The sequence below is a fragment of the Phyllobacterium phragmitis genome, assembly GCF_002980495.1.
In the GTDB taxonomy this organism is placed as follows: domain Bacteria; phylum Pseudomonadota; class Alphaproteobacteria; order Rhizobiales; family Rhizobiaceae; genus Paramesorhizobium; species Paramesorhizobium phragmitis.
The window spans coordinates 1-25,758 of record NZ_PVBR01000001.1 but is presented as its reverse complement, the minus strand read 5'-3'; the positions used below and the strand labels follow the sequence as shown (position 1 = coordinate 25,758).

Below are 25,758 nucleotides of genomic sequence, written 5' to 3'. Positions count from 1 at the left end.
GACGATCACGTTCACTCGTCATCCCCGTCCTTCTTGCGAGGCTGCCGTCCCCTGCCGAAGGAGACGATCCTGTCCTTCGTCTCCAGAAGCCGGGTGACTTTTGCCCCAAGCGCCAGCAGGGTCGCCAGCCGGTCGGTATCGAGTTGCTTCACGTCGTCGTACCAGTTGGTCAGCTGCTCGATGAGCCCGTACATGTCGCCCATGCGGCTTTGCGCATAGCGCTCGGCGTCGCTGGCGGGATGCTGCATCAGGATCTCGCGCAACACCGTCATGGTCGGATCGATCTCGCGCTTCTTGCGCTCTTCGGCGAGCGTGCGCAGGATTTGCCAGACATCGTCGGGTGTGGTGAAGAAATCCCGCCGGTCATCCGGCAGATGTTTCAGCACCACGAGGTTCCAGCCCTGCAATTCGCGCAGGCTCATCGATACGTTGGAGCGCGAAATGCCCAGCGCCTCGACGATATGATCGGCGCAAAGCGGCTCCGGCGAGACATAGAGAAGCGCATAGATCTGGCCGACCGTGCGGTTGATGCCCCAGCGGCTGCCCATCTCACCGAAGTGAAGCACGAAGGATTGAGCGATGGGAGGAAGTTCCATGATGAGCTTCTATTGGTTTCCGAAGTTTCAGTAATTTCTGAAAATTCAATACATCCGGAATTGTCTTGGATCAAGCCGAATTGGAACAAGCGGCAGCGAGGCGGACATTCGGTCGCAGGATGTCGGAAATTGAGAGGTGTGGTTCGCTTCTTCACACCCCCCTCTGCCCGCCCTTCGACAAGCTCAGGAGGGCAGAGGGGGTGTCGCAGCGCCGGCGCGCAATCAGCCCTTATCGCCCGACCCCGGCAGTTTGCGGCTGTCATCGGTCCGGTCGCGATAGAGCGCTGCCCGCGACAGGAGCATCAGCGGCACCGGCGTGGTCACGGTGACGAAGATGCCGATCAGCACTTCATGCAGGACAGGCCTCGAACCGAGGACCGTGAAGAAGATGATCGAGGCGAGCACGATTGCGCCCATTCCCCAGCTCGTGCCCATGGTCGGGGCGTGGATACGCTCATAAAACGTCTTGAAACGTATGAGGCCGATGCAGCCGATCAGGGTGACGGTGGCGCCGAGCAGCAGGAAGAAGCTCGTCAACAGCGCCGCCCACAGGGGCAGTCCGGCAGCATTCATCATTCGATCACCTCCCCACGCATGAGGAATTTGGCGAGCGCCAGCGTGGCGACGAAGCCGAGAAGCCCGATGACAAGCGCTGCCTCGAAATAAAGAGAACTTCCGGTCCGAATGCCGAGGGTCACGAGCAGGAGCATGGCGATCACATAGACCACATCGATAGCGAGGATGCGATCCTGCGCGCGCGGGCCGCGAATGAGCCTGAAGACGGCAAGCGTCATCGCCGCGCAGAGCAGCAATTGAGCGATCAGAAGCGACCAGAACAGAATGACCACACTCATTCGGATGTCTCCCCAAATATTTCCATGAGCGGCCGTTCATAGCGCTCCTTGACCAGATCGCGCCAATTCTGCTCCGCTTCCACATCGAGCACATGCATGAGCAGTTCGCCACTGGCGGCATTATACTCGACCCACGCCGTTCCCGGCATGGAGGTGAGGATACAGGCCAGCACTGCAAGGCCGGTCCGGTCGCGCAGCGTGAGCGGGACATGCACAAGGTCCGGCTGGGTTCTTCCGCCTCTGGCGAGGATGATGCGCGCGGCATCGATATTGGATCCGATGACGTCGACGAAGACCCGCGCAAAAAGAACCGGGATGACGCGCCAGCGCCTGATGCGCGGCTTCGACGGACCGAGCGACCGCATGGCCCATGTGGCGAGAATGGCGATGACCGCGCCGAGCAGGAGCTGGCCTGCCGACGTGCCGTTGAGCAGCAGCCACATGATCAGCAGCGCGAGCGCCATGAGCGGATATGGAAGAAGGCGCGTCATCGGCTTGCCTCCCCCTCCGGCCTCACCCGCGGTGCCGCCAGGACGCTACGGATATAATCTTGCGGCGCGTGCAGCGATTGTGCCGTCGCCTGCATGTAGCGCATTGCCGGTCCCGCCTGGATCGTCAGCACCAGGCAGAGCAGCAGGAGACCGACGACGGGCACGAGTTCGATGACAAGAACGCGCGGCACCTTGCCTTCGAGCGAGGCCCAGAAGGTGCGGATGCCGGTGCGGGTCATGGCGATCATCGCCGCGAGGCCGGACAGGACGATCAGCGCCACCAATATCCAGCTCGTCGCGGATATCGGCGCGGGATCGCCGAGGCCGGCGGGATTGAAGATCGAGGCGATCAGCAGGAACTTGGCGACAAAGCCCGAAAATGGCGGCAGGCCGGTCAGCAAAATGCCGCAGATGGCGAAGCAGGCGCCGAGAATGGCGAGCGTCCCCGGGATGGCGAGGCCGACTTCCTCATCGACGGCATCCTCATATTCATCGCCATAGGCTTCCATCGTCACGGCGAGAACGTTGGCCGCGGTATCCTGGCCACGTTCGACCAGTTCGATCAGAAGGAAAAACGCCGATATCGTCAGCGTCGAACTGACCATGTAGAACAGCGCGCCACCGGTTATTCCGGCATTGCCCATGCCGATCGCGGCGAGCAGCGTCCCTGATGAAACGAGCACGCTATAGCCGGCAAGACGGCCCATCGCCTGCGATGCCAGCACGCCGATGAGGCCGAAAGTCATCGTCGCCATGCCGCCCATGAGCAGCCATTCATTGCCGAAGCCGGACGATGCGCCGGCGCCATTGCCGAAAAACAGCAGGGACAGCCGCAGCAGGATATAGATGCCGACCTTGCTCAAAATGGCGAAGATCGCCGCCACGGGCGCGGCAGCGGCGCTATAGGCCGGCGGCAGCCAGAAACTCAGCGGCCACATGCCGGCCTTGACCAGGAAGGCCACGCCGAGGATCGCCGCGCCGGCCTCGAGCAGCATCCGGTCTTCGGGCGCAATCATCGGAATACGCTGCGCAAGGTCGGCCATGTTGAGCGTTCCGGTAACGCCGTAAAGCAGGCTGACGCCGATGAGGAACAGCGAGGATGCGGCCAGGTTGACGGCGATATAATGCAAGCCCGCCTTGACGCGGAGCGGCCCCGAACCGTGCAGGACGAGGCCGTAGGATGCGGCAAGCGTCACTTCGAAGAACACGAACAGGTTGAAGAGATCGCCGGTGAGGAACGCCCCGTTCAGTCCCATCAGCAATATCTGGAAAATGGTGTGGAAATGCGGCCCTGCCCGCTGCCAGCGCGCCGTGGCAAAGACCAGCGAGGCGATGGCGAGGATGCTGGTCAGCACCAGCATCAATGCCGACAGCCGGTCGAGCACCAGAACGATGCCGAAGGGCGCCGGCCAATTGCCGAGGAGATAGACGTCCGCCGCCGGGGCGGCGGCATCCGCAACGCTCATGAGCGTCACGGCAACGCCCAGGAGAAGGACGGCGGAGGCGAGGCTGATCGTCGCTTTGAGGACCCGCCGGCGCTCATCGAAAAGCAGCACGAATGCGCCCGCCAGCAGCGGCAGCACGATGGGTGCGACGATCAGATGATGCAGCCAGTTCGCCGTCATCGCCTCTCCCTGCCATCGACATGATCGGTTCCGGTCAGCCCGCGCGAAGCGAGCAGGACCACGAGGAAAAGCGCCGTCATGGCGAAGCCGATGACGATCGCCGTCAGCACCAGGGCCTGCGGCAGCGGATCATCATAGAGGGCCGGCTCGCCGACGCCGGCGCTGGTGAGCACCGGCGTCGCATTCATCCTCAGCCGCCCCATGGAGAAGATGAACAGATTGACGGCGTAGGAGATGAGCGACAGGCCGATGATGACCTGAAAGGTCCGGGGCCGCAGCAGGAGCCAGATGCCCGATGCGGTCATGATCCCGATGGCGAGCGAAAGCACCAGTTCCATCACGCATCCTCCTTCGGCAATGTCGCCACGAACCGATCGGTCCGGTGGCTGCGTATCGATTGGTGGGCAAGCGCGATCAGCACCAGGACCGTCGCGCCGACGACGAGCAGGAACACGCCCAGATCGAACAGCAGCGCGCTCGCCAACGGAATTTTACCGATCAACGGCAGATCGGCATATTGCGAGTGCGAGGTGAGGAAGGGATAGCCGAAAAGCCACGATCCCATGCCGGTGAGTGCGGCTGAGAGAAGGCCGACGCCGATCCAGCGCAGCGGCAATATGCGAAGGCGGTCCTCGACCCAGCGCGTGCCCGCCGCCAGATATTGCAGGATGAAGGCGATGGCCAGCGCAACGCCCGCCGCGAAACCGCCGCCCGGCAGGTCATGCCCGCGCAGGAACAGATGGACGGCGAGGACGATGATCACCGGGAAAAGCCAATGCATGATGACGGAAGGCACCGAGAGATAATCGCTCAGCGTATCGCCTGTCTGGCGATCCGGCCGGGCCTCGTCATAAGCGTCCTGGATCTTCTGCTGGTGGGGCTGCTCGACATTGTCGGCGGCAGGGCGGAAGCGGCGCAGAAGCGCAAAAGCGCTGAGGCTCACCACACCGAGCACCGCGATTTCGCCGAACGTATCGAAGCCACGGAAATCGACCAGAATGACATTGACGACATTCCTGCCGCCGCCTTCCGTATAGGCATATCTCAGGAAATAATCGCCAAGCGTGCGCGTCGCCGGACGTGTCATCATCATATAGGCGAGAAAAGACATGCCGACACCGCCGGCAACCGCCAGGGCAAGATCGCGGTAGCGCCTGATGCGGGCACGGGTTCCCACCGACATCGGATCCGGATCGTCCCGACGTTTCGGCAGCCAGCGCAGGCCGAGCAGGATGAGGACGGTCGTCACGATCTCGACCAGCAGTTGCGTGAGGGCGAGATCGGGCGCGGAAAGCCAGGCGAAGGTGATGCAGGTGACGAGGCCCGCGCCGCCAAGCAGGATCAGCGCCGACAGCCGATGGAACTTGGCGCGAACTGCCGCCCCCACGGCGCAGATGGCGCCGAGCAGCCAGATGAACGCGAATACCGGGTCGACGGGGATCGTCGGCAGGATGCCGGCGGCAGCGCCTGCGCGATAAAGAGGCAGGCTTCCGGCGATCAGCGCAATCAGTACCAGAAGCCGCAATTGCGGCTGGAGGCGGCGCGTTCCAAGAAAGGCTTCGGCAAGACGGGCCCAGCGCCAGGACAGCGTGACCAGGATGCGCTCGAAAATGCGATTGCCGGCGATATGCCTGATATAAGGAGGCCCCTCCTGGCTCGTCGCAAGATAATTCCTGAGCATGAAATAAAGCAATACACCGCCTGCCAGCGCTACGGCGCTCATCAGTAGCGGCACGGTAAAGCCGTGCCAGACGGCGAGGCTGTATGGCGGCGTTTCGGGACCGAGAACGCCGACGACCGCCGCATGCAGATAAGGACCGACGGTGAGGCCCGGCACGATGCCGACGACAAGGCAGGCAAGCACCAGGAATTCGATGGGAAAGCGCATCCACTGCGGCGGCTCGTGCGGCTCGCGGGGCAGATCGCGCGGTGGCGGCCCGAAGAAGACGCTATGGATGAAGCGGAGCGAATAGGCGACGCTGAGGAGGCCCGCGACGACCGCCAGATAGGGTGTGACGGTGTCGAGGGTGGATTTGAGATGGGTTTCGACGGTTTCGGCAAAGAACATCTCCTTGGAGATGAAGCCGTTGAGCAGCGGCACGCCGGCCATCGCCGCGCTTGCCACCATGGCAAGCGTCGCCGTGAACGGCATGTAGCGGAAAAGCCCGCTCAGGCGGCGCATGTCGCGCGTGCCCGTCTCGTGATCGATGACGCCGGCGGCCATGAACAGCGATGCCTTGAAGGTGGCGTGGTTCATCATGTGGAAGATCGCAGCGACGGCGGCAAGCGGGCTGCCAAGGCTGAGAAGAACCGTGATGAGGCCGAGATGGCTGATCGTCGAATAGGCGAGCAGGCCTTTCATATCCTGCTGGAACAGCGCAAAAAAAGCGCCGAGGACGAGTGACGAAAGACCGGCGACCCCGACGACCCAGAACCATTCCTCCGTGCCGGCGAAAACCGGCCAGAATCGCGCCAAGAGGAATACGCCGGCTTTCACCATGGTGGCGGAATGCAGATAGGCCGATACGGGCGTCGGCGCGGACATCGCATTGGGGAGCCAGAAATGGAACGGAAACTGGGCGCTCTTCGTCAGCGCGCCGAGCAGGATCAAAAGCATCGCCGGCAGGTAAAGCGGATGCAGGCGGATGATGTTGCCGGAGGCCAGCACCTTGTCGAGATCATAACTGCCGACGATATGGCCGAGAAGCAGCACGCCGACCAGAAGCCCCAGACCGCCGATGCCGGTGACGGTCAGCGCCATGCGCGCGCCGTCACGGGCGCTGGCGTTCTGATACCAATAGCCGATGAGCAGGAACGAAAAGATGCCGGTCAGTTCCCAAAAGACCACGAGCAGGATCAGATTGCCCGAAAGCACGATGCCGAGCATCGCGCCCATGAAGGCCAGAAAGAACGAGAAGAAGCGCGGCACCGAATAATCTTCTGACGACATGTAATAGCGCGCATAGACGACGACGAGCAGGCCGATGCCCGTCACCAGCATGGCGAACATCCAGGCGAAGCCATCCATGCGCAGGGTGAAATTGAGGCCATAGGCCGGCAGCCACTGGATTTCGCTGCGCACCACGCCGCCATCGGCGACGGAGGGATAGAGGAGGATGGCCAGGATCAGCCCCGCGACGGCCACCGCGCCGGCGAACCAGGCTTCGACATTGCGGGCGTTTGACCGGAAGAGAGCGACAAGAACGCTGCCGGCAAAAGGAAGGAGCATCAGCAAGATCAGCATTCCGCCGCCCATCTCCATCCGCCGTCACATCCTCTCTTCCATGCCACCTCGTCAGCTTTGCCAACGTCATGAGCCAACATTATGGCTGTCTGCGCCGATACAGCAATATCTTTCAGGGGCTTATGTCAGGCTTTTCCCGCACATACCAGAGGCCGCATCAGCTTGCGGCAGCTATAAATTTCCTGCCAGCATCTCTTCGATCTGCCGACGCTCCTGCTTCGAGCGGATTTGACTGGTCCCTACCGTCTCGGGATGCAGATGCCAGTTCAGGCGTTCCTCAATCTTTACGGTGGCAAACACCCTATTCCAACCGTAGCAACAGCGGCATCGGTGAGGCATGGATTCCTGTGACAAGCACAGGAATCCATGCCTCACCAGCTCCACCTCTCGTCAGCCCCAGGGCAGATATTTCAAACAAGCCGCCATTTTTGGTTCGTCATTCCATGCACAATCCATAGGCAATGTGCTAACGAAACGCGCAGCACCTCTCATTCGCTTCGGGTTTCATGTCCACTGCCATTGCATTCTTTCGACGGCTCGTCCCGGCACTTGTCCCCGTCAGCCATGCCGAGCGCCTGCGGTCCTCGCTGGGGGCGCTGGTCGGCATTCTGCTGACAGGGACGGTGAGCAAATTCGCGGTAGGCTCGGACGTCAGCCTTCCGCTTCTCATCGCCCCGATGGGCGCATCGGCGGTTCTGCTGTTTGCGGTTCCGACCAGCCCGCTCGCCCAGCCCTGGTCCATTCTGGGCGGCAATATCATATCGGCGCTGATCGGCGTCACATGCGCCCTGTTCATCCCGGATCCGGTGCTGGCGGCCGGCATCGCGATCGGGCTTGCGATCGGCACCATGCTGCTTCTGGGCTGCCTGCATCCGCCAAGCGGCGCGGTGGCGCTGACCGCCGTCCTGGGCGGCGCCTCGATCCATGAGGCGGGATACTGGTTCGCGTTGACGCCGGTCGGCATCAACTCGGCCCTGCTGCTGATGGTGGCGTTTGCGTTCAACAATCTGACCGGGCGGCGGTATCCGCATCTGGCGCCCGTTGCGAAAGCCAATATCCACCATACCGCCGATCCGCTGCCCAGCCAGCGCATCGGCGTTGTCCCGGATGATCTGCAGGCGGTACTCGCCCAGTATGACGAGATCGTCAATGTCAGCCCCGACGAACTCGACGCGCTTCTGCATCAGGCGCAGATCCGCGCCTATAACCGCCGCTCGGGCGAAATCACCTGCGACGAAGTGATGTCGCGGGATGTGCGGACCGTTACGCCTGACACGTCGCTTCGCGAGGCCTGGCGAATGCTGCTGGACCACCACATCAAGGCGCTTCCGGTGATCATGGAAGACGACGGATTGGTCGGCATCGTGACGCAGACCGATTTCATGCGCAATTCCGTTCTCTCCGAAGACGGTCGCCTGCACATCAGTTTCCGCGACCGTCTTCGAGGCGCTTTCGGGCGACCGCAACGCTCACCGCGCAAGGTTTCCGACATCATGACGCGGCGTGTCCAGTCGGCCTTGCCGGAGACGATGATCGCAAAGCTCGTGCCGCCGATGGCGGATATGGGGCTGCATCACATGCCCGTCGTGGACGATGCCAACCACGTGGTCGGCATCGTCACGCAATCCGATCTCATTGCGGCCCTGTTTCAGGGCAACATCGCCGATCTGCGCAGCGCTGCGTCGGATCAGCCGAGCGAAGCAGCCGACGCGGCCTGAGCGGCGCGCGGGTCGCGGCGGGCCAGCCTCGCCAGGAGATAATCCACCTCGGCGCGCGCCGTCGGGCTGAGCATCGCTCCCGGCTTACGCTGTGCATCCGAGGTGATGACCCCGCGCCGCAACAGCACATGCTTGCGCACGGCAAGGCCGATGCCGGGTTGCTGCTCATAGCGGATCAGCGGCAAATGGGCATCGAAGAGATCATGGGCCTCATCGCGCTTGCCGGCCTGGTGAAGGCCGATCAGCTCGACCAGCATGTCGGGAAAGCCATAGCCGGTCATCGCGCCATCGGCACCGCGTTCCGGCTCGAAATCGAGGAACATGCCGCCATTGCCGCAGAGGATCGGGAACGGCCGGAGCTCGCCCGCCGCCTGCATGGCCCGGAGCTTCGAGATTTTCTCCAGGCCCGGCCAGTCCTCATGCTTGAGCATCACACAGGAGGGCAGATCGGTGACAATCCTGGCGATGACGGAGGGGGACATGACCACTGACAGCGTCAGCGGATAATCCTGCAGGACAAACGGCACATCCGAGCCGATCGCCTCGACCGCCCCGGTGAAATAGCCGAGGATCTGCTCATCCGTTCTCAGCGCGGGCGTCGGCGCGATCATCACGCCGGCCGCGCCCATCTCCATCGCATCGCGCGCCAGCGAGCGCATGGCGGCGAAGCCGGGCGCGGAAACGCCGACGATCACCGGCACCGTGGCGCGTTTGACCACCTGCCGGATGATGGTGCGCGATTCCTCGGGCTCCAGCTTCGGCGCCTCACCCATGATGCCGAGAATGGTGAGCCCGCTTGCCCCGCATTCCTGGTAAAAATCCGTCAGCCGATCAACCGAGGGGAGATCGAGCGAGCCATCGGGCAGGAACGGTGTGGTGGCGATCGAATAAACACCTTTAGCGGCGGAAGCGAAACTCATTGCGTGTCCTTCCATGCCTGATAGCGCGCCTTGGTTTCGGCGTTCATGGGATAAAGGCCCGGCAATGCTATGCCGCCATCAACTTCTGTCATGATCCAGGCCTCCATCCGCTCCTGCTCGGGCGCTTCGGCGAGCACCGCATCGAGGAACTTGGCCGGGATGAGCACCGCGCCATCCTCATCGACCACGACGATATCATCGGGGAAAACGGCAACGCCGCCGCATGCGATCGGCTGCTGCCAGGCGACGAAGGTCAGGCCGGCCACGGAGGGCGGTGCGGCGACGCCATTGCACCAGACGGAAAGGCCTGTGCCCAGCACGCCTTCGGCATCGCGCACCACGCCGTCGGTGACGAGCCCCGCCACGCCGCGCTTCTTCATGCGCGAGCAGAGGATATCGCCAAAGATGCCGGCATCGAGCACGCCCATGGCGTCGGCCACGGCGACGCAGCCCTCAGGCATCGCCTCGATCGCCGCGCGGGTGGAGATCGGAGAGGCCCAGCTTTCCGGCGTGGCAAGATCCTCGCGGGCGGGCACGAAACGCAGCGTGAAGGCAGGGCCGACCACCCTGCCCTGGCCTGGCTGCAACGGGCTGGTGCCGCGCATCCAGACATTGCGCAGCCCCTTCTTGAGAAGCACCGTAGTCAGCGTAGCAGTGGAAACGCCTTTCAGCGTTTCCACGATTTTCGGATCGAGAGACATGAAAGCTCCTCAGATGCTGGGGATAAGGCCGCCGTCGATGCGGATGACGGAACCGGTAATATAGGAGGCGCGCGGGCTGGCGAGGAAGGCGACCGTATCACCATATTCGCTCGGGTCACCATAGCGGCCGACGGGAATGGATGCGGTGCTTTCGGCCGTGACTTCGGTCACGGGCCGGTTTTCCCGTTTCGCCTTCTGTTCATCGAGAAAGACGATCCGGCCCGTCGCTATGCGTCCGGGGAGAACGATGTTGGCGGTGATGCCGTCGCGGCCCACTTCGCGGGCCAGCGTCTTGGACCAGCCGACCAGTGCAAGCCGCAGGCTGTTGGAAAGGCCGAGATTGGCGATCGGCGCGACGACCCCCGACGAGGTGGAGGTGATGATGCGGCCCCAGCCGCGCTGGCGCATCGAAGGCAGCACGGCATCGGTCACGACGATGACCGAGCGGACCATCTGATCGAAATATTTCGACCAGTCTTCGGGCGACTGGCCTGCGGCCGGTGTCGGCGGCGGACCACCCGTGTTATTGACCAGCACATCGACCGGGCCGAACTGGTCCTGAATGCGTGCAAGCTTGCCTTCGACAAGCTTGAGATCGGCGATGTCCCATTCGAGCGGCAGCACATTTCCGCCTTCGGCAGTGATCCGCTCGGCGGCGGCGCGCACGGCATCGCCATTGATATCCGCCATCACAACCCTTGCGCCCTCGCCGGCAAGCGAGCGGGCAATGGCGCCGCCGAGCCCGCCGCCGGCGCCGAACACCAGGGCGGTCTTTTCCTTCAACTTCAAATCCACGATTCCACTCCAATTGCAGCGGGCCATCATGCCGCTCGTCAGAGAAAAGAAAACATGGCTTTTTCTTCCTTCAATCAATAAAATTTGTTGGGTCATGATCCATGACATGGAGATTGTGAGTTCATGCTGAACCGCGACTTGCGGGGCGTTGCAAGCGTTCCCGTCCATTGCCCGTTTGCCAATTGTCGTTTGCCAATTCCTGTTTGCCAATTCCTGTTTGCCAATTCCTGTTTGATGGAATCGCCAAACCGTTCTAATGATCGGCAAGACCGGTCGCAGCCTACCCGGATAAAACAAGGACAAACCCATGAAGACCCTCGTCATCTGCTCCGGCGGACTGGATTCCGTCTCGCTCGCCCACAAAATAGCCGCGGAGCACGAACTCACCGGCCTCCTGTCGTTCGACTACGGACAGAGGCACAAGAAGGAACTCGGCTTTGCCGCGGCCTGCGGCGAGCGGCTGAACGTTCCGCACCGGATCATCGATATCGGCGAGATCGGCCGCAGCCTGTCCGGCTCGGCCCTGACCGACGATCTCGACGTTCCCGATGGGCATTATGCCGAAGAGACGATGCGGGTGACGGTGGTGCCGAACCGCAATGCGATCATGCTGGCCATCGCGTTCGGCGTTGCCGCAGCGCAAAAGGCCGATGCGGTGGCCACGGCCGTTCATGGCGGCGATCATTTCATCTATCCTGACTGCCGGCCCGGCTTCATCGACGCATTCCAGACCATGCAGCGCCATGCGCTGGACGGCTATGCCGACATCACGCTCTACGCGCCCTATGTGAATATTTCCAAGGCCGATATCGTCACCGACGGGGCGAAACACAACACGCCCTTTGCCGAGACATGGTCGTGCTACAAGGGCGGCGCACGCCATTGCGGGCGCTGCGGCACCTGCGTCGAGCGACGCGAAGCATTCCATCTGGCGGGGATCGACGATCCGACCGATTACGAAGACCGCGAATACTGGCTCGAAGCCGTTCGCACGGGATCGGAACGCCAGAACGGCTAGCCGTCCGCCGGCAACTGGACTTCGCGCAGGAACGGGATAACATGGCGCCATGGACCGCATGGCACGCCTCTTCGCAATCCTGCTTCTGGCATTGTTCGCCACGGGCGCCATTGCGCATGCGACGCAGACGGCGAGGATGTCGGCAGCCATGTCTGCCGCAGACATGACCAATGCGGACATGAGCGCGGGCATGGGTGCAGATATGGGCGATTGCGAAGGCTGTCCCGAGGATGACGGCAAGGCCGCGATGTGCGATCAAGGCTGTCTCACGCCTTTCGTCGGAATTTCCGTCGCTGCCGGAATTCAACTTCCCGCTTTGGCGGCCGATACAGCGGATTGCGCACTGGCAGAGATGAACGGCCACGCCGTCCCGCCCGCTCTCTCTCCTCCCCGAACCACCATCCAGAGCTGACGCCGGCCGGGCCTGCCCGACCGTCTTGGTCGCCATGTTTCGTCATACCGGGCCTGCGGCATGACCGATGTCATCCGCTCCGCCTGAACGCAAGATATCCGCAAGGAGAAACAAATATGTCCAATTTCGCGAAAACCCTTGTCCTCGCGTCCCTGCTCTCAAGTATCGTTCCGGCGATGGCGGGTGAAAAGGACGTCACGCTCTACAAGGATCCGCAATGCGGCTGCTGCGCGAGCTATGCCGATTATCTCAAGGAAAACGGCTTCAACGTTACCACCAAACCGACCGGCGACGTTCCCGCAATGAGCCTCAAGGCCGGTATTCCCGAAGGTTCCGAGGGCTGCCATCTCTCGTTCATCGACGGCTATGTGGTCAGCGGCCATGTGCCGGTCGGCGTGGTCAACAAGCTCCTGACCGAGCGGCCCGACATCAAGGGCGTCACGCTGCCGGGCATGCCGATGGGTTCGCCGGGGATGGGCGGCACGAAGAAAGCCCCTTTCGAGATTCTGGAAATCTCCAAGTCGGGCGACATTGGCGGCGTTTACGCCAGGGAATAGGAGCCGGCCGATGATGGATGGCATGAGCGGAATGATGATGTGGGGCATGGGATTGGTCTGGCTTTTGACCGTGCTCGTGCTCATTCTCGGTGTCGCCGCACTGGTCAAATATCTGTTCCTCGGCGGCCGCGAATAAAAAGGCTGCTTGTCGCCACGCGGCGCGGAAAGCTCGCCGGGTGCCCGTTCGGCGCACCCGGCGAGTACGGACGGGTGGGCCCGAGAGGGTTGCAATTCCAGTACTGAATCAACGAACCATGCCAATGTTCTGCGCTTGCAGAAAACGATCACATGCCGTCGACAAGGCGGCAGATCGGGTCAATCCCTTATCGGCATAAACTGGCTTGCCGGTTGATGTCATTCTTTGCTATCGTGCAAACTTACATGTTAGATATGTCAGGTCGCAGCAGTTGACGGATAGGCACGGACATGAGGAGCAGCGATCCCGATCTCCCAAGGAGGCCGGGCAGGCATTCGGCCATGCCAGCCGCCACGATGCCTGGTTCTCCGGCAATGCCCAGAAAATCGCGACGGCCGTCCACAAGCGGCTGCGCGACGATATCCTGGCGCTTACCCTGAAGCCCGGCACGGTCGTTTCGGAAAAAGAGCTGTCGGTTGCCTACGGCATCGGGCGCACGCCGGTGCGCGAAGCGCTTCTGCGGCTTTCAGACGAAGGCCTGGTCGAGATCGTTCCGAAATCCGGCACCAGGGTTACGCGTATTCCGGCGCACCGGTTGCCCGAAGCGATCCTGGTGCGCAAATCCCTGGAAGACATCACGACCCGATCCGCGGCCGAACGTGCAAGCGTCAGCGATCTGATGAGCCTGCGCATGCTCATCCAGCGCCAGACGGAGGCCGCCGAGCGCGCCGACGAAGAGGCGTTTCATGCCGCCGACGAAGCGTTCCATGCCGAGATTGCCCGGGCGGCGGGCTATCCCGGTATCTGGTCGCTGGTGCAGCAGGTGAAGACACAGCTCGACCGCTATCGCCGCCTGACATTGCCGCAGGAAGGCCGGATGACGCGCGTGCAAGACGATCATGCGGCGATCCTGGCCGGGCTCGAGGCGCGTGACGCCGACGCTGCGGCGGCAGCGATGGCAGCGCATATCGATCAATTGCGGCTCGATATCGCCGCGATCAGGGATAGCTATCCGGACTATTTCGCCGACGAGGGAGACTTCGACGGCAGATGGCCACAAGGGGCCCCCGGGGGAGGCCCCAGGGAGGCTATGAAGTAGACAACGAATGCCCGGTGGGAGCCGGGCTGGTCCAACACAGGGAGGAGACTGTCATGACCAAGAGCATCTCAAGATTGGCTTTCGCCGCGTTTGCGGCAATCGCGGCGTTCGCCGCAGGCCCGGCATACGCCCAAACGGTACTGAAATGGGCGCATGTCTACGAGACGGGCGAACCCTACCATACCCAGGCCCTATGGGCCGGCGAAGAAATCGCCAAGCGGACCGACGGCCGATACAAGATCGAAGTCTTTCCAGCCTCGCAGCTCGGCAATGAGAACCAGATCAACGAGGCGCTGACGCTCGGTACCGTCGATATGATCTATACCGGCGTGGCCTTCGCCGGTTCCATCTACGGGCCGCTGTCGATGACCAACGCCCCCTTCATCCTGCGCGATTTCGACCATTGGAAGGCCTATCGCGACTCCCAGCTCTTCCAGGATCTGGCCAAGGGCTATGACGACAAGACCGGCCATCACGTCGCCTCGCTCACCTATTACGGGCAGCGCCATGTGACCGCCAACAAGGAAATCACCAAGCCGGAGGACATGAAGGGCATGAAGCTGCGCGTGCCGCCGGCGCCGCTGTTCCAGATGTTCACCAAATCGGTCGGCGCCAACGCCACGCCGATCGCCTTCTCGGAAGTCTATCTCGCGCTGCAACAGGGCACCGTCGACGGCCAGGAGAACCCGCTGCCGACGATCATGGCCAAGAAGTTCTATGAGGTGCAGAGCCATATCATGCTGACCGGGCACATCACGGAATCGCTCGTCACCGTCGTCGGCGGCCATATCTGGGGCCAGATGAGCGACGAGGACAAAAAGACCTTCACCGATGTGCTGCAGGAAGCCGCCGCACGCACCACGGACCAGATCCGCACCCAGGAGCAGGCGCTTGCCGACAAGTTCCGCGAGTTGGGAAAGACCGTCGTCGAGGTCGACCGCGAGCCCTTCATCAAGGCCGCGCAGCCGCTGCACAACGACCCGAATTCCGGCGCTGTCTGGACCAAGGAACAGTACGACGCGCTGCAGGCGCTGTAGCAGGTGGATCATGTGAGGAAGGCGGCTTTCCGCCCTCCTCACCGGCCGCAGCGCAGGCGGCCGGATGTCTCTCTGGTGGAGGAGTGTTGGCATGACAGATGACAAGCAAGGCGCGCCGGCGGGGATGATTGTGCCCGAGGAGCCCGATCCCGAGATCGAAAACCATCCGGAGGACTGGCTGGCCTTCGCGATCTTCTGGGGCATGGCGGTGATCGTGTTCCTGCAGTTCTTCACCCGTTACGTGCTCAACGATTCGCTCTCCTGGACCGAGGAGATCGCGCGTTACCTCCTGATGTGGATCACCTTTATCGGTGCGGCGATCGCCATGCGGCGCGGTACGCACATCTCCGTCGAGGTGGCGCATTTGTTCCTGCCGGCGCCGCTGGTTCGCGTTCTCAATTTCGTCATCGACGTTCTGGTGGTCGGCTTCGTCGGCCTCCTATGCTGGTTTTCGATTTCGATCACCAAACTGATGCAGATCCAGACCATGACGGTGTTTCCGTGGCCGATGAGCATCGTCTATGGCGGCATTGCGCTTGGCTGCTTCCTGATGCTGTGGCGCGCCGTACAGCGCTTCATCGCCGACATGCGGCGAGGTTGGCGACCCGGCCCGGCTCCCTCCGAAATCATCATTGACTGAACCTGGACGAAATCATGCTCCTTCTTTTCCTGGCCCTCTTCGTCCTGCTGCTGATCGGCGCGCCGATCTTCGTCGCGCTCGGCGGCGCCTCGCTGATATACACGGCGTTCCTGTCGAATATTCCTGATTTCGTCGTGCTGCATCGCATGGCGGGCGGCGTCGATTCCTTCCCGCTGCTGGCCGTGCCGTTCTTCATTCTCGCCGGCAATCTGATGAACTCGGCAGGGATCACCAACCGCATCTTCGCCTTTGCCGCCGCCGCCGTCGGCTGGCTGCGCGGCGGCCTCGGCCACGTCAATGTCGTCGGCTCGATCATCTTCGCCGGCATGTCGGGCACGGCGGTGGCCGATGCGGGCGGTCTCGGCAATATCGAGATCAAGGCGATGCGCGATCATGGCTATGACCATGAATTCTCGGTCGGGATCACCGCTGCTTCCTCGACCATCGGGCCGATCATCCCGCCTTCCCTGCCGATGGTGGTGTTCGGCGTCATGGCGAACGTATCGATCGGACAGCTTTTCACCGCCGGCATCGTCCCTGGCCTGGTGGTGGCGCTGGCGCTGATGATCTATGTCAGCTGGTATGCGCGCCGCAACGGCGTCGGCCGCGACCAGGCGTTTCGCTGGCGCGTGCTGGGCGTCTCCTTCCTGCACGCGATACCGGCGCTGCTGACGCCTGTCATCATCATCGGCGGCATGACCTCGGGCGCCTTCACGCCGACGGAGGCGGCCGTCGCGGCCTGCGCCTGGGCGCTCATCCTCGGTATTTTCTTCTACCGCTCGCTCAACCTCAAGCAATTCTATCGCATCACGCTGGAAACCATCGAGACGACGGCAAGCGTGCTGATCATCGTCGGCGCAGCCTCGCTGTTCGGCTGGGTCCTGACCACGACCCGCGTGACGGAACATGTCGCCACGGCGCTGTTGTCGATCACCGAAAACCCGCTGCTTCTGCTCCTGATCATCAATATCATCCTGCTCGTCGTCGGCAGCTTCATGGAAACCATCGCCGCGATCTCGATCCTGGTGCCGATCCTCATGCCCGTCGTCAACCAGGTCGGCATCGATCCGGTACAGTTCGGCGTCGTCATGGTGCTCAATTTGATGATCGGCCTGCTCACCCCGCCGGTCGGCATGGTGCTGTTCGTGCTTTCGCGCGTCGGCAAGCTCTCGTTCGACCGCACCGTCATGGCAGTCCTGCCGTTTCTGATCCCGCTGATCTTCGTCCTGGTGTTGATCTCCGTCATCCCGGAACTGACACTGTTCCTGCCGACGCTGTGGTATCGATGAGGCGGTGTTGCACGGAAGGTCGCTCTTCATGACGAGAGCGGATCGTTCGGCAAGCCATTGGCGGCATTCTTGCCGCCAATGGCAATTCGTTCAGGACCATCGCCTCAGAAGTTGATGGTGAACCTGGCATCCACTGCATTCTGCGTCAGATCCGAGCCGAACTGGCCGGTATAGGATAGACCCAGTGTTGCGCGGGGGCTGAGCTTGACGTCGAAACCAGCCTCGATCAGGGCCGTATCCTCGGCAATCGGAACACCGGCGACGGAGAAGGCATTGCCTCCGGCGAAGGCAAGCGTCGAGACCGGTGTCGTATCACCATAGGCATGTTGCCAGCCCACGGTGCCGCGTGCCTCGGCATCGATGGTTCCGAGCGTGAAGGGAGCGGAGGCCCGCAGACCCAGCGTGGTGAAGGTGGTATCCGTGGTGTCGCCTCTGGCAGTCAGCGCCGCGGCACCGCCCTTTTCGGTAAAGCCATCGGTCTTCACCCTGACATGGGCGAGATTGGCAAAGGGTTCGAAGGAAACGCGGCTCGTATCGATCCGGTAGCCCAATTCGCCAAAGGCCTGGAATGTCCCGGCATCATAATCGGCCTTGAGACGATCCTCGAAACCGGGGAAGGCCACGCTGCGCGACGTTTCCACCTGATGCCAGCTATAGGCGAGGCCGGAGCGGAACGAGAGCGCATTGAACCGACCGCCGCCATAGACGCCGAGATGGTAATTGTCGCTGTCGCCGGAGCCTTGTCCATCGAAGCTCGAGCGGCTGTAGCCGGCCATTGCGCCCAGACGCCAGTCTTGCGCCACTGCCGTATCGAAGCCGGTGACGAAGCCGCCGGTCGATTGGTCGAGAGCGGCGGCGTTGCCGTCACCCTTCGTCTCGCTCCATGCGCCGAAGGCACTGCCCCAGGCCGCCATGGCCGGTGCGTCGTTTCCAGCCGCAAGCGGCTTGGCATCCGGACCGAAGCCCATCACCGGCACAGCGGCTGCCGCCACATCGTTGAAGGCTGCCCTGATCCGGTCGTTCATCGCGTTGCGGATGAGGCGGCCGTCGTTGATGAGCGCGGTCTTGGCCGAGGCATGCAAGTCCCCCGAAAGCTGGTCGAAGGCCATGCGCGCATCCGCCTCGCTGTCCTGCAGCACGGCCGCGTCGAACACCTCGTTGCCCGCGCCGAGCGCCTCGATGGCCGCACCCGCAGCCTTCTGGTTACGCGTGATGCCGACGTTTACGAAGGCAACATCGTTGCGCGCGATGTCGAGATAGACATCGTTCGGGTCGTAGCTAAGGCCCAGATCGACGAACGGCATGTTCTGGCTCAGATCGCCGAACGTGCCGGTGATGCCGCCATCGGCGGTGAGGATCAAGTAGCGCTGCCCCGGCATGTAGGTGCCGGCGAGCTTGGCGATGTAGATATCGCCGCCCTCAAGCGTAGCTGTTCCGCCCACTGCGACCTTGTCGCTGACGCCTTCCGGCGCAATGTCGACGTAATAGGTCGAGCCGGCCTTGAGTACCAGATCACCGGAGACTGAAAGCGTGCCGATGCCGTCGCCCGGAGAAAGCGTGCCGCCGCTTGCCACCGTCACGCCGCCGCCGACGGCGCCGGCGCCGCCGAGCGTTGCGCCCGACGCCACATCCACTTGGCCCGCAACGCTTGCGCCTGCATGATCCTTGTCGCCGACGAGAAGCCCGCCGCCATTGACCGTCGTTCCGCCGGTATAGCTGTTGGCGCCGTTGAGAACGAGCCAGCCTTCGCCGCTCTTTGTCAGGTCGCCGGAGCCTTCGATTGCGCCATCGAAGCGGGTGTCGACCGCCTGATTCACAGCAAGCGCCGCGCTGCCAAGCTTCACAACGCCGCCCTTGCCGGACAATGACGACATCGACAGGTCGAAATTGTTGAGATCGAGCACGCCGCCATTGACGGCATAGGCCGTGTCATCAACAAAAGCGCCGTCAACGCCGGCGCGCAAGGCGCCTGCCGTAACCATGGTGCCGCCGGTGTAACTGTTGACGGCCATAAGGTCGAGCGTGCCCGGCCCACGCTTCTCCAGCGTTCCCGGACCGGAAATCGCCTGAACCATTTCAACCGGGACGGTAGGGTGTGACACGTCGATCCAGCCCAGACCTTCGAGCCGGATGGCCTTGTCGATTTTGGTCACCGGGGTCGTCCAGTTGGCCCACTCGTCATCCGGTCCCGCCGTGCGGATGCCGCCATTGGCGAGCGTGATGGTGCCGTCGGATGAACCCAGCGCCTCGCTTTCGTCAATCGCGACGGTCTTGCCGTCTGCGATGATGATATCCTTGAAGCGGCTGTGATCGTCCACGCACAGGTCGCGTGCGCCCTGCAGGGTGAGGTGCTTCGCATCGCCGCAAGCGAGCTGGAGTTTCAGCGGTGCGTAAGGATCGTTCTCGAAGTCGATGCCCGTCAGCTTGCTGAGTTCAGCCCGCGTCGCCGGGTCGTCGAGACCGAGCGTTGCCCAAAGTTCTTTCCAGTTTTCCTGCGCCTCGGCGGCGTCGTTCGTCACCGTCTGGAACGTCAGGTCGGTCTTCAGGGTATCCATGAGGATATATCCCCATTGTTCCCAGCTCAGGTCGGTGAATGCGTCTTTGCCGGGGAACTCGTCGCGATGCGCCTTGAAATAATTATCGATGACGGTGCGGTAATAGCCGTCGCTGGTATTATCGAGCAGTTCTGCACGGCGCTGGTTGAAAATCTCCATCTTGTCTTCGGGAATGTAGGGCTTCAACTGCTCCAGGAAACCGGGGGCGGTGCCGTCCCGGTCATAGATCGCATTGGAAACCAGGTAAGCCAGCTGGTCCTGCGAGATCGCTTCGTGCGGAACTGTTTCCGGCAGCCGATAGACCGGTGTGCCGTTGGCATCCGACAATTGGCCGAGATAGACGTCGGTGCGGTGATTGTTGCGCGAAAGCTTGAACTCGCCCGCAGTGTCGAAGCCGCTGGCGGCGTTGTCGAAAATCAACCGCACCTTGCCGCCCGCATCGGGTATCTCTTGCACACGCGGGCCGTTCCAGCGGATATCATGCGCCACCGGCTCATGGTCGGAGAGGGCGGTGCCTTCGGGCGTGGTGCTCACCTCCCTGTCAAGAACCCCGCCGACATATTTGTCATCGGCCTCGTCCACCAGTTGCCACCATTTCGCATAGGGACGCGACGCCACGAAATGATCGATCTGGGTGCGCCCCCATGACGGCCATTTGAACGCTTCATCGTCCTCGTCGATGCTGGGCCATGTCGTGCTGCCGTCCGCCAGTTCGTGCGGCGCGAATTTTTCCCGGTCCTCCGGGTTTTGAAGAATCTGATAGTCCTTCTTGAGGATGTTCATCGTGTTGGGCGTATTCCCGGCGACCGGATACATCTCATCCGTGAACAGGTCCGTCGGGCGCGTATCGGAAGTCTTGTTTATGTAGGCTTCGGCGGCGTTGTATTTCTCGGAGCCGATTGCGTGGTTGCGCGCGACATATTGCAGCGCCCATGCCTTATAGTCCGCGTTGCCGGTTTCTCTTGCTCGGGTCAGCATCAGTTCCTGCTGAACCACCTCCAGGAGGCCGCGTTCCGAAATATCGCCCGCGTTGAAATCGCCCGTCATGAGGATGGGATTGACCTCGCTCCTGGCCCAGTCATTGAGCTCCTTCGCCTCTGCGACGCGATGATCGAACGGATCATCGTAATAGTTCAAGTGCTCGGTGGCCACGATGGTCACGGGCCGGCCGCCATCCGCGTCGAATTTCATGTACGGGGTTTTCAGGTCGCCGCTGCTATTGCCTGTCGTCATCGGCAGTGTCGACGCCAACCCGACGTCACCTTCCCGATGCAGCAAATAGGGCGGCAGCTTGGCCTTGAGATCGTTGCCGTATTCCGTGTTGTATTCCTGGATGGTGATCACATCGTATTTGCCGGCGGTGTAGAGATCGAGGGCTGTTGGATTAAGACTCTTTGCCCCCCAGGTGTTGAGAGAGATGATCCTGAGCGTACCGTCTCCGGCTTCCGCCCCAGCCGGGATTGCAGTCCCTGCTTCCAGAACCATGATGGCGCTGGCAACGAGGCCGATCCTGGCTGCCGCCTTCACCCTGTTCGTTTTTTGCTGCTTCTGCATAACGCTGTCCCACCGATGAATGTTGTTGAACGACATATTGAACAATGTCACTTTCGCAACATTACATGGCATATATGTCAGTTTGACAACATCTCATCGGGAGAACCTTGCATTCCCCATCGTTAGGCAGCACAAATGGCTATAGGGAAACGACTTCAGAAAATCACGGGGAATGGGATGACGATCGACGATCCGGTAGCCGGAGACGGCGGTCAGAAGGAAAACCGCCAGGCCTTTCTCCTCCGCTATATCGAGCGAAACCACTATATTTCGATCGATGAGATCACCCGGCTTTTTTCCGTGACCACCCAGACGGCGCGTCGTGATGTCATGGCGCTGGAGCAATCGGGGAAGGTGCGGCGGCTGCATGGCGGAGCGGCGATCGCAACGCCGGTCGATCCTGTAACCTATCGCCAGAGACGCGTGGACAATGCTCCGCAGAAGGAGAGAATCGGCGCGATGGTGGCGGAGCTCATTCCCGATGGGGCGGCCGTTTTCATCGATACGGGCACGACATGCGAGGCCATCGCCAACGCGCTCGTCAGGCGGCGTGATTTGCGCGTGGTGACGTATAGTCTGAGGGTAGCCACGATCCTGAGCGAGAATTCGAATTTCGTGCTTGCCGTCCCCGGCGGCTTTGTACGGCCGGTGGATGGCGGGGTGTTTCGAGAGGACACGGCTGAATTCATCCGCAAGTTCAAATTCGACTATGCGATCATTTCAGTCAGCGGCATCGATGATGACGGTGATATCTGCGACGACGACCATGCGGAGGTGGCGGCGGTTTCGGCAGCCCTGGCGCAATCGGATCAAACGCTTCTAGCCGTCGACAGCAGCAAGTTCGGCAAACGCGCCCTCGTCAAGCTCGGCTCGCTGCAGGACGTCGATATTCTCGTCACGGATTTACTCCCGGATGGACCAGTCCTGCACAAACTTGGGGAAAGCAACATCAAGGTCCATGTGGGAAAGCTGCATCCCGATCGATAGCGCCATCAGATCAGCTTCAGCCAGGGCGTCGAATGGACGGCGCTCATCAGCAGGTACATCGGGACCATTCCACTCAGTGATGATCCACCATACGCGGCCGAGCAGATATCCGACACGCCGCCAAGGGCTCCCGTAAGCAGCGCCATCATTGCGAAGATCGGGATGCGGGCGGAAACCGCTTCACAGTTTTCCGCCCGCGGAATTTCACCGTCGGCTTGTGAATCTCAGTCCTTGGCCCGGTATTCTTCCGGCATGATGAAGACCTCGTCCGCACGGCCGTATCCGCCATCAGGCACGTCTTCGATCAGGACCATCGTGGTCGGGCGCACGACCTCCCCGAAATAGCCGACCATGAGTTCGGTGGTCTTGTGGATCAGGTCTTCCTTCTGCGCCGCCGAAAGCGAGGCCTGGGGCAGTTTGTAGTTGGCGAAAGGCATGGTGTGTTCCCTGGTTTCAAGAGTTGGGTTTCGAAGTTCGATCAGACCGCGCCGCCATTGGCGCGGATGGTTTGTCCGTTGACCCAGCCGCTCTGCGGACCGGCCAGGAAAGCGACGGCCTCGGCGATGTCGTCGGGACGGCCGAGGCGACCGAGCGGGATCATCCGCGTGATGCCGGCGACCAGTTCCTCGGACTTGCCGCGCATGAAGAAATCGGTCTCGACCGGGCCGGGCGCGATCGCGTTCACGGTGATGCCGCGCGGCCCCAACTCCTTGGCGAGCACATGCGTCAGCGCCTCGATCCCGGCTTTCGTCGCGGCATACAATCCGTAACCGGGCTGGTAGAAGCCCACAACGCTCGATGACAGGCTGATGATCCGCCCGCCGTCGCGCAGCCGCTTGGCGCCTTCGCGCATGCCGCGGAACGTGCCACCAAGATTGATGGCGCAATGGTCGTCGAAATCCGCGTCCGTAGCCTCCGCCACCGGAGACAGCCGCATCATGCCTGCGTTGTTGACCAGAATGTCGATGGGACCGAAGGCGGCTTCGGCTGCGTCGAACAGTGCGGGCATGCTGGCTGGATCGCCGACGTCAGCCTTAACCGCGACCGCCTTGCCGCCTGCCCGTTCGATGTCTTGCACGACCTGACGGGCGGCAGCCTCGTCATGCGCATAGTTCACCGCCACGGCACAGCCCTCATGGGCCAACCGGCGCGCGATTGCCGCGCCGATGCCCTTGCCGGCGCCGGTCACGATTGCGGTTTTGTCTTTCAGTGTCATCTTGACCTCCATTGTTCGGCAAGAATGTAGAGTGTCCCATCTTCCGGATAATCCCCCTTTCTCCGGCAACAGAATTCGGATATTCCGAACAAATATGGACCGTCTCGATACAATGCGCCTTCTTGTCCGGGTCATCGACCGTCGCAGCTTCACGGCCGCGGCGGCCGATATGGACATTCCGCGTTCGACGGCCACCGAAGCGGTCAGGCGGCTCGAGCGCGATCTCGGCTGTCGGCTGCTGGAGCGCACCACCCGGCATGTGGCGCCCACGCCGGATGGCGAAGCCTATTACCGGCGATGCCTGTCGATCCTTGCCGATATCGACGAGGCGGAGGGCACGGTGCGTGGCGGCGAACCGGCCGGGTTATTACGGATCGACGCCCATGGTGCCCTGACGCGGGCCTTCCTGCTGCCGCGCCTGCCGGATTTCCTCAACGCGTATCCGCAGATCAGGTTGCAGATCGGCCAGGGCGACAGGCTGGTCGATCTGGTGCGCGAGGGCGTGGATTGCGTGATCCGGGCGGGCGAACCGGATGACAGCGGCATGATCATGCGCAGGCTTCCCGATATTCCCGAGCAAACCTGCGCCAGCCCCGACTATCTGAGACGTCACGGCGCGCCGGCCTCGGCCGATGATTTCGTCGGGCACCAGATGGTCGGCTTCGTGTCGTCGCGCACGGGGCGCGTGATGCCGATGGAGTTTCAGACCGCCGAGGGGATCAGGGAAGTGACACTTCCCTGCCGGGTGACCGCCAACGAGGCGGAGACGGCGCATCATCTGGCGCGGATGGGGTACGGGTTGATTCAGGCGCCGCGCTACCGGTTCAGGGACGATCTGGCGCGAGGCCTCCTTGTCGAGGTTCTGCCGGATCAGCCGCCGCCGCCTCTGCCGCTCGCCGCCTATTACCCGCAGAACCGCCAATTATCGCCGCGCGTGCGGGTTTTCGTCGATTGGGTCGCCACAGTCCTTGAAGCGGCAGAACTGTAGTTCGATGCGTTCTCCTAGGGTTCGCCGTCCGCGTGAACTCCAGCCTATACAGGTCGAACCATCAGTTCGGCAGATGAAGGCAGCTGCGGCATTCGACATTCGCACCGGCAGCCGCAGGCCCCGAAATCACCTGCTTGAACGGAGTATGATCCGAAAGCCGCCGGTCGCCCGACCGTTCGTGCGACCTACTCCTCAAAGCGATCCGTGGCGTCACGATCGCGCTCGTATCGTCTCGTGAGCGGAAACGGCGGCAACCAGGACTCGCGGCGGACGGTCCACAGTTCGTAGGTCGGCGTCAGTTGGTCAGCGGCATCCAGGGTTCCCAGGTTCACTTCGATTTCGTCGGCGGTGCGTGCGAAAACGGACGAGCCGCAGCGGGGACAGAAAAACCGCCCGGCATAGCCGCGTGTTTCGCCATCGATCGTCACCGCATCCTGAGGGAATATCGCGGAAGCGTGAAAAAGCGCGCCATGATGCTTGCGGCAGTCGAGACAGTGACAAAGGCCGACCCGGTATGGAGCGCCCGACGCCACAATCCGGACGTTGCCGCACAGGCAACCGCCAGTGAATCGGTCCATGCTGCGTCTCCTCTAAATCAAGTGGTCAGAATGGTTACGACGAACGGCACCGTCATTGCAATTGCCCGCTGCCGATACCTGTTGCCGTTCAGCCGGGAGTGGTTTTCGCGAACACGCTGGCTCCGAAGCGCAGACCATCGACGAGCAGCGCCACCATCCGGTGCGCCTCCGCAGCCTCACCATCGCTCGCCGGCGTTGCCGGCCGCAGGGTCGCCAACAGCAATTCGCGAGCGCCCACGTCGGCACGAATCCCCGGCCGCCGCCGCGGCATCGAGCAGCCCGCGCAAGGCAGGCGTGAACTGGCCAAGAACATAGTTCGGGAGCGATTGGTAAGCTGCGTCCCCCGAGCGCAGCGCAGGCCCCAGGCCCCGCTTGGTCGCGACGAAATCCACAAGACGCTGAACCCATGAGGCAACCACCTAGGGCATGACGCCGAAAAAACCGACCCGGTTTTTGGAATTGCGCAGAGGAACGTGACTGCACGATGGCACAGATCGATCGAAAAGGATTCGTGTCCGTTCCAGGAGCGTCCGATTTCAGGAAATCGCCTCCGTGGGCCGATGATGCGGTGGAGGACGCGGAATTCGAGAGCATCGCGCCGGGAGGTAGCGACATTCGGGTGCCGCCGCTTCCGGTGCTGCTCGAACCCGATCACCTTTCGATCCTCAAAACGGGAACCCGGAACGGCTTCGCGCCGGCTGCAGCCGGGCTGCCGGGCGCATCCTATTGGGTTCTGGTGCTGCTCGCC

At 62.2% G+C, this 25,758-nt stretch carries 28 protein-coding genes; 12 read left to right on the top strand and 16 right to left on the bottom strand.

The window, feature by feature from the left end; translation table 11 throughout:
• Positions 1–11: 11 nt before the first annotated feature.
• From C5748_RS00130 to C5748_RS00100, 7 genes are all read right to left on the bottom strand, one after another.
• Entirely contained in the window at positions 12–596 is a 585-nt protein-coding gene (locus C5748_RS00130; RefSeq protein WP_105739923.1) for a GbsR/MarR family transcriptional regulator, read from the bottom strand.
• 222 nt (positions 597–818) lie between these two features.
• The gene (mnhG, locus tag C5748_RS00125; RefSeq protein ID WP_105739922.1) at positions 819–1,172 is read right to left on the bottom strand and encodes a monovalent cation/H(+) antiporter subunit G; all 354 of its coding nucleotides are present in this window, start codon (positions 1,170–1,172) and stop codon (positions 819–821) included.
• Complete coding sequence (locus C5748_RS00120; RefSeq protein WP_105739921.1) at positions 1,169–1,450, bottom strand: K+/H+ antiporter subunit F; 282 nt, start codon at positions 1,448–1,450, stop codon at positions 1,169–1,171. The genes mnhG and C5748_RS00120 overlap by 4 nt, the downstream gene beginning before the upstream one ends.
• Positions 1,447–1,941, bottom strand: a complete 495-nt coding sequence (locus tag C5748_RS00115; protein ID WP_105739920.1) for a Na+/H+ antiporter subunit E — start codon at positions 1,939–1,941, stop codon at positions 1,447–1,449. Before C5748_RS00115 ends, C5748_RS00120 begins: the two co-directional genes overlap by 4 nt.
• On the bottom strand, positions 1,938–3,566 hold the full coding sequence (locus C5748_RS00110) for a monovalent cation/H+ antiporter subunit D (RefSeq protein ID WP_105739919.1): 1,629 nt from the start codon (positions 3,564–3,566) through the stop codon (positions 1,938–1,940). Before C5748_RS00110 ends, C5748_RS00115 begins: the two co-directional genes overlap by 4 nt.
• Positions 3,563–3,904: a Na+/H+ antiporter subunit C gene (locus C5748_RS00105; RefSeq protein WP_105739918.1), complete on the bottom strand. Its 342-nt coding sequence runs from the start codon at positions 3,902–3,904 to the stop codon at positions 3,563–3,565. Before C5748_RS00105 ends, C5748_RS00110 begins: the two co-directional genes overlap by 4 nt.
• Positions 3,904–6,828, bottom strand: coding sequence for a monovalent cation/H+ antiporter subunit A (locus C5748_RS00100; RefSeq protein WP_105739917.1), 2,925 nt, complete (start codon positions 6,826–6,828; stop codon positions 3,904–3,906). The genes C5748_RS00105 and C5748_RS00100 overlap by 1 nt, the downstream gene beginning before the upstream one ends.
• Before the next feature lie 488 nt (positions 6,829–7,316).
• Here C5748_RS00100 and C5748_RS00095 point away from each other — a divergent pair, with 488 nt between their 5' ends.
• Positions 7,317–8,528 (top strand): HPP family protein, encoded by a 1,212-nt coding sequence (locus tag C5748_RS00095; protein ID WP_105739916.1) that lies wholly within the window; start codon positions 7,317–7,319, stop codon positions 8,526–8,528.
• Here the strand turns inward: C5748_RS00095 and C5748_RS00090 are convergent.
• The 3 genes from C5748_RS00090 to C5748_RS00080 are packed head-to-tail and all read right to left on the bottom strand — an operon-like array spanning position 8,498 to position 10,944.
• A complete protein-coding gene (locus C5748_RS00090; protein ID WP_105739915.1) occupies positions 8,498–9,448 on the bottom strand; it encodes a dihydrodipicolinate synthase family protein in 951 nt (316 codons plus the stop codon). The two genes, C5748_RS00095 and C5748_RS00090, sit on opposite strands and share 31 nt — an antisense overlap.
• A complete protein-coding gene (locus C5748_RS00085) occupies positions 9,445–10,149 on the bottom strand; it encodes a ribonuclease activity regulator RraA (RefSeq protein ID WP_105739914.1) in 705 nt (234 codons plus the stop codon). The genes C5748_RS00090 and C5748_RS00085 overlap by 4 nt, the downstream gene beginning before the upstream one ends.
• A 9-nt stretch (positions 10,150–10,158) precedes the next feature.
• Positions 10,159–10,944 carry an SDR family oxidoreductase gene (locus tag C5748_RS00080; protein ID WP_105740261.1) on the bottom strand — a complete coding sequence of 262 codons (786 nt, stop codon included), beginning with the start codon at positions 10,942–10,944 and terminating at the stop codon, positions 10,159–10,161.
• 307 nt (positions 10,945–11,251) lie between these two features.
• Between C5748_RS00080 and queC the strand changes: the two genes are divergently transcribed.
• From queC to C5748_RS00045, 8 genes are all read left to right on the top strand, one after another.
• Positions 11,252–11,962, top strand: coding sequence for a 7-cyano-7-deazaguanine synthase QueC (gene queC, locus C5748_RS00075; RefSeq protein ID WP_105739913.1), 711 nt, complete (start codon positions 11,252–11,254; stop codon positions 11,960–11,962).
• Between the two features lie 49 nt (positions 11,963–12,011).
• A complete protein-coding gene (locus C5748_RS00070; RefSeq protein ID WP_105739912.1) occupies positions 12,012–12,374 on the top strand; it encodes a hypothetical protein in 363 nt (120 codons plus the stop codon).
• 116 nt (positions 12,375–12,490) lie between these two features.
• Positions 12,491–12,931: a DUF411 domain-containing protein gene (locus C5748_RS00065; RefSeq protein ID WP_105739911.1), complete on the top strand. Its 441-nt coding sequence runs from the start codon at positions 12,491–12,493 to the stop codon at positions 12,929–12,931.
• A gap of 10 nt (positions 12,932–12,941) precedes the next feature.
• Positions 12,942–13,067 carry a hypothetical protein gene (locus tag C5748_RS29185; RefSeq protein WP_280953465.1) on the top strand — a complete coding sequence of 42 codons (126 nt, stop codon included), beginning with the start codon at positions 12,942–12,944 and terminating at the stop codon, positions 13,065–13,067.
• 271 nt (positions 13,068–13,338) lie between these two features.
• Positions 13,339–14,166 (top strand): GntR family transcriptional regulator, encoded by an 828-nt coding sequence (locus tag C5748_RS00060; RefSeq protein ID WP_245428688.1) that lies wholly within the window; start codon positions 13,339–13,341, stop codon positions 14,164–14,166.
• 53 nt (positions 14,167–14,219) lie between these two features.
• Entirely contained in the window at positions 14,220–15,203 is a 984-nt protein-coding gene (locus C5748_RS00055) for a sialic acid TRAP transporter substrate-binding protein SiaP (RefSeq protein ID WP_105739910.1), read from the top strand.
• 91 nt (positions 15,204–15,294) lie between these two features.
• Complete coding sequence (locus tag C5748_RS00050; RefSeq protein WP_158259787.1) at positions 15,295–15,843, top strand: TRAP transporter small permease; 549 nt, start codon at positions 15,295–15,297, stop codon at positions 15,841–15,843.
• Positions 15,844–15,857: 14 nt separating this feature from the next.
• On the top strand, positions 15,858–17,132 hold the full coding sequence (locus C5748_RS00045) for a TRAP transporter large permease (protein ID WP_105739908.1): 1,275 nt from the start codon (positions 15,858–15,860) through the stop codon (positions 17,130–17,132).
• Between the two features lie 104 nt (positions 17,133–17,236).
• Here C5748_RS00045 and C5748_RS00040 read toward each other — a convergent pair whose 3' ends face one another.
• The gene (locus C5748_RS00040; protein ID WP_158259786.1) at positions 17,237–21,241 is read right to left on the bottom strand and encodes an autotransporter domain-containing protein; all 4,005 of its coding nucleotides are present in this window, start codon (positions 21,239–21,241) and stop codon (positions 17,237–17,239) included.
• Between the two features lie 177 nt (positions 21,242–21,418).
• Between C5748_RS00040 and C5748_RS00035 the strand changes: the two genes are divergently transcribed.
• A complete protein-coding gene (locus tag C5748_RS00035) occupies positions 21,419–22,228 on the top strand; it encodes a DeoR/GlpR family DNA-binding transcription regulator (RefSeq protein ID WP_105739906.1) in 810 nt (269 codons plus the stop codon).
• Between the two features lie 5 nt (positions 22,229–22,233).
• Here the strand turns inward: C5748_RS00035 and C5748_RS28105 are convergent, their stop codons facing one another.
• From C5748_RS28105 to C5748_RS00025, 3 genes are read right to left on the bottom strand one after another with little or no spacing between them, the layout of a single operon-like run.
• Positions 22,234–22,431 carry a hypothetical protein gene (locus C5748_RS28105; RefSeq protein ID WP_245428724.1) on the bottom strand — a complete coding sequence of 66 codons (198 nt, stop codon included), beginning with the start codon at positions 22,429–22,431 and terminating at the stop codon, positions 22,234–22,236.
• Between the two features lie 21 nt (positions 22,432–22,452).
• Positions 22,453–22,665, bottom strand: a complete 213-nt coding sequence (locus C5748_RS00030; RefSeq protein WP_105739905.1) for a tautomerase family protein — start codon at positions 22,663–22,665, stop codon at positions 22,453–22,455.
• A 41-nt stretch (positions 22,666–22,706) separates the two neighbouring features.
• Entirely contained in the window at positions 22,707–23,444 is a 738-nt protein-coding gene (locus C5748_RS00025; protein WP_105740259.1) for an SDR family oxidoreductase, read from the bottom strand.
• A gap of 94 nt (positions 23,445–23,538) precedes the next feature.
• Between C5748_RS00025 and C5748_RS00020 the strand changes: the two genes are divergently transcribed.
• Positions 23,539–24,432 (top strand): LysR family transcriptional regulator, encoded by an 894-nt coding sequence (locus tag C5748_RS00020; protein ID WP_105739904.1) that lies wholly within the window; start codon positions 23,539–23,541, stop codon positions 24,430–24,432.
• Between the two features lie 185 nt (positions 24,433–24,617).
• Here the strand turns inward: C5748_RS00020 and C5748_RS00015 are convergent, their stop codons facing one another.
• On the bottom strand, positions 24,618–25,010 hold the full coding sequence (locus tag C5748_RS00015; RefSeq protein ID WP_105739903.1) for a GFA family protein: 393 nt from the start codon (positions 25,008–25,010) through the stop codon (positions 24,618–24,620).
• A gap of 88 nt (positions 25,011–25,098) precedes the next feature.
• Entirely contained in the window at positions 25,099–25,248 is a 150-nt protein-coding gene (locus C5748_RS28100) for a hypothetical protein (protein WP_158259784.1), read from the bottom strand.
• A gap of 246 nt (positions 25,249–25,494) precedes the next feature.
• On the opposite strand from C5748_RS28100, the gene C5748_RS00005 reads away from it, so the two are divergent.
• Positions 25,495–25,758 (top strand): hypothetical protein (locus tag C5748_RS00005; RefSeq protein WP_146119451.1); only part of this gene is annotated, 264 nt, incomplete at its 3' end.